Genomic DNA, 3,736 nt, shown 5'->3' with positions numbered 1-3,736 from the left:
CGCGCGGTCGTGGCCGATCCTGGCGGCCAGCAGCTCGCGGGCGTCGTCGGGCGGCAGCAGTCCCAACGGCAACGCGTGCGCGTGCGCGGGTGTGAGCGACATCCGGCTGGTGATCACCACGTGGGTGTTCGGCGTGCGCGGCAGCAGCGGCTCGATCTGGTCGGCGTCCGTGGCGTTGTCGAGCAGCATCAGCACCCGCTTGTCCGCCAGCGCGTCCCGCAGCAACGCCGACTGCCCGGCCAGGTCGTGCGGCACCGTGGCCCGCGGCACGTCGAGTGCCGACAGGAACCTCAGCAGCGCGTCACCGGGACTCACCGCCGCGCCGCTCGGCCCGAACCCGTGCAGGTTCACGTAGAGCTGGCCGTCCGGGAACCGTTCCGCGGCCCGGTGCGCCCAGTGCACGGCGAGAGAGGTCTTCCCGACCCCGCCGGTGCCGGTGATCACCACGACGCCGTTCGGTGCCTGGTCCAGCTCCGCCAGCTCCAGCGCCCTGCCGGTGAACGACTTGGGCGGGGCCGGCAGCTGCCGTGGCGCCGAGGCGGCTTGCAGACGCCGGTGCAGGGTCGACAGGTGCCGTGACGGTTCGGCGCCCAGCTCGTCCGCGAGCCGGGCCTTGACCAGGTCGAAGTGCTGGACCGCTTCGGAGGCGCGGCCGCTGCCGTGCAGCGCCTCGATCAGCTGGGCGGCGATCCGTTCGTCCAGCGGGCGTTCGGCGGCGAGGACCTGCAGTTCGGGCACCAGTTTCGTGTGCTCGCCCTGGCTGAGCCGCGCGTCGACGTGGTCGAGTCGTGCGGCGAGCAGCTCGTCCGCGAAGTCCGCGCGCCGCTGCCCGGCCCACGGAGTGTCCAGTGTGGACAGGAGGTCTTCCCCGGCGAGGGTCAGCGCCTCGGCGGTCCTTCCGGTTCGCACCAGGTGCCGGAACAGGTGCAGGTCGATCTCCAGCGGATCGACGCGCACCACGTATCCGTTGCTGTCGCGCTCGATCAGGCCCGGCAACGTCTGCCGCAGCCGCGTCAGCCAGGTCTGCATCATGGCGCGGGCGCGAGGCGGCGGCGCGTCGCCCAGGACCCGTTCGACGAGGTCGTCGGCGCTGACCACCTGGCCCGCGTCGACGAGGAGGACGCCGAGCAGTGCACCCAGCCGCGTCGGACCGAACTCGATCGTGCGGCCGCCGACCCGCGCCGAGACCCCGCCGAAGACCGTGAACCGCACGGTGATCACCGTAGTCGTTCCACGGATACCGTGACGATCACGTCACCCTTACAAAAGGAACGCTTCTCGCAGTTCTTGGACCATGAGCTCCGGCACCTCCATCGCGGCGAAGTGCCCGCCGTGCGGCATCTCCGTCCACCGCACGATGTTGTGGTTGCGCTCGGCCATCCGCCGGATCGGCACGCCCGCGTCGTGCGGGAACACCGCCACCGACGTCGGCGTCGGCGAGTCGGGCTCCAGCTCGCCCCACGTCTCGTCCCCCTCCTGGTAGTAGCGCGCCGACGAGCCCGCGGTCCGGGTGAACCAGAAGATCGACACGTCGGTCAGCAGCGCGTCCAGGGGTACCCCGATCTCCGGGTCGCTCCACGTGTGGAACGCCCACTCGATCCACTCCAGCTGCGCGACCGGTGAGTCGGTGAGCGCGTAGGCGATCGACTGCGGCCGGGTGCTCTGGATCGACGCGTACCCGAACTGCTCGACGTCGTACTTGAGCATCTTCTCCACGGACTTCCGCTCGGCCTCGACCTCCATGTCGGCGGTGTCGGCCGTGACACCGGCGGAGAAGATCTGGTTGACGTGGATCGCCCGCACCTCGTCCCGCATCCCGAGGTGGCGGGTGAGCATGGCGCCGAAGTCGTAGCCGTGCGCGACGTACCGGTCGTAGCCCAGGCGTCGCATCAGCTCGGCGACCATGTTCGCGACGCGGGGGATGTTCCAGCCGAGTTCCTTGGTGGGACCGGAGAACCCGAAACCGGGCGCCGACGGGATCACCAGGTGGAAGTCGCGGCTCAGCGGCTCGATCATCTCCTCGAACGCGAAGCACGTCGCGGGCCAGCCGTGCGTGAGCAGCAACGGTTCGGCGTGCTCGTTGGTGCTGCGGACGTGGATGAAGTGCAGCTGCGCGCCGTCGATCTCGGTGAGGAACTGCGGGAACTTGTTGAGCCGCCGCTCCTTCTCCCGCCAGTCGAAGTTCCGCCAGTGGTTCGCCAGTTCCTGGAGGTGCTCCTTCGGTGTGCCCTGGGCCCAGCTCGCGCCCTGAGGGGAGTCGGGCCAGCGGGTCTGGTCGAGGCGGCGGTGCAGGTCGTCGATGTCTGCCTGAGGAATGTTGATCTCGAACGGCTTCATGAGTACGACGCTATGGCGACTGTAGGACAGATATGGTCCTACAGTGTCTTCTGCCCGGTTGCTGAAGTTGCTCGGTCTGCTGCAGTCGCGCCGTGAGTGGTCCGGCTCGGAGCTCGCCGACAGGTTGGGCGTCACCGCCCGCACGGTCCGGCGTGACATCGACAAGCTCCGGGAGCTCGACTACCCGGTGCACGCGTCGATGGGCACGTCCGGTGGCGGCTACCGGCTCGGTTCGGGCGCCCGGCTGCCACCGCTGCTGCTGGACGACGACGAGGCGGTGGCCGTGGCGGTCGGGCTGCGGACCGCGAGCGGCATCGAGAACATCGGCGAGACGGCCGTGCGGGCGTTGCTGAAGGTCGAGCAGGTGCTGCCGTCCGCGCTGCGGCACCGGGTGGCCGCTCTGGAGATCGCCACCGTGCCGCACACCGGGTCCGCGCCTTCTGTGGACGCTTCGTTGCTCACGCTGGTCGGCACGGCCTGCCGCGACCGCCAGCGGATCCGGTTCTCCTACGTCGGCCACTCGGGCGAGGAGTCTCTTCGTGAGGCCGAGCCGCACCGGCTGGTGACGTGGGGCCGGCGCTGGTACCTGGTCGCGTGGGACGTACTGCGCGGCGACTGGCGGACATTTCGGCTCGATCGGATGAGCGTGCGGACGCCGTTCGGCGCGCGGTTCACACCTCGTGAGATCCCGGGCGGTGACGCGGGTGCGTTCGTGGCCGCACGGGTGGCCGACCGGTGGCCCGTGCAGGGCTTGGTGCGACTGAGCGTGCCCGCCTCGCAGGCCGTGGAGTGGCGCAGCTACGGCGAGGTTTTGGCTGTGGACGAAACGTCGTGCCACGTGCGGGTCGGGGGAGAGACCATGGACGACGTGGTGTTCATGCTCGCGAGCATCACCGTCGAGTTCGAGGTCGTCTCACCGCCCGAGCTGTCCGTCGCACTGGTCCGAGCGGCGGACCGGTTTCGCCGGGCGGCGAAACTCTAGAGCTTTTCTCAGGCTCCTGACAGCAGACTCCAAGCGCGGGCCTGTGTCCTGGGTCCATGTCCGCGATAGTCGGGGCTGAGGCGGCCCCTGGGGGCACGGGCGGACGAGCCACATACAACACCGGTATGCGGCTCGTCCGCCCGCGCCGCCAGGAACCACCTCAGGCGCGACTCTCATCGGACGAGACCCAGGACACAGGCCCACCAGGGCTTAGTGGAGGTCAGGGAGGTCCGCCATGCTGATCGATCGCACCATGCCACTGGGCACCGCGCTAACCGTGACCTACGCGTCGGACCGTGGACCGCGCACGCACAACGCCGATGCGTATGCCACGAACGGCCGCCGCACCTTCGTCGTGGCAGACGGCGTCGGTGACTCCACGGGCCGCCGTCGAAAGCCGCGCACGCCGCCGCCCAG

At 69.9% G+C, this 3,736-nt stretch carries 3 protein-coding genes and 1 pseudogene; 2 read left to right on the top strand and 2 right to left on the bottom strand.

Features of this window, described 5'->3' with window-relative positions; translation table 11 throughout:
* The coding region (locus FXN61_RS48075; protein ID WP_167980434.1) for an AfsR/SARP family transcriptional regulator at positions 1-1,212 on the bottom strand (1,212 nt) is incomplete at its 3' end.
* A gap of 48 nt (positions 1,213-1,260) precedes the next feature.
* A complete protein-coding gene (locus FXN61_RS48070; protein WP_167980433.1) occupies positions 1,261-2,337 on the bottom strand; it encodes an epoxide hydrolase family protein in 1,077 nt (358 codons plus the stop codon).
* A 43-nt stretch (positions 2,338-2,380) separates the two neighbouring features.
* Here FXN61_RS48070 and FXN61_RS48065 point away from each other — a divergent pair, with 43 nt between their 5' ends.
* Both FXN61_RS48065 and FXN61_RS48060 read left to right on the top strand, forming a co-directional pair.
* Complete coding sequence (locus FXN61_RS48065; protein WP_167980432.1) at positions 2,381-3,319, top strand: helix-turn-helix transcriptional regulator; 939 nt, start codon at positions 2,381-2,383, stop codon at positions 3,317-3,319.
* A gap of 235 nt (positions 3,320-3,554) precedes the next feature.
* Positions 3,555-3,736: pseudogene (locus FXN61_RS48060) on the top strand (hypothetical protein); the annotation flags it as partial.

This window comes from Lentzea indica, assembly GCF_012184385.1.
GTDB lineage: Bacteria > Actinomycetota > Actinomycetes > Mycobacteriales > Pseudonocardiaceae > Lentzea > Lentzea indica.
The sequence above is the reverse complement of the archived record's forward strand: the minus strand, read 5'-3'. Positions and strand labels throughout refer to the sequence as shown.

Excerpts from the sequence above, each read along its gene's own strand:
- FXN61_RS48070 (WP_167980433.1), bottom strand. The coding sequence starts at position 2,337 with ATGAAGCCGTTCGAGATCAACATTCCTCAGGCAGACATCGACGACCTG.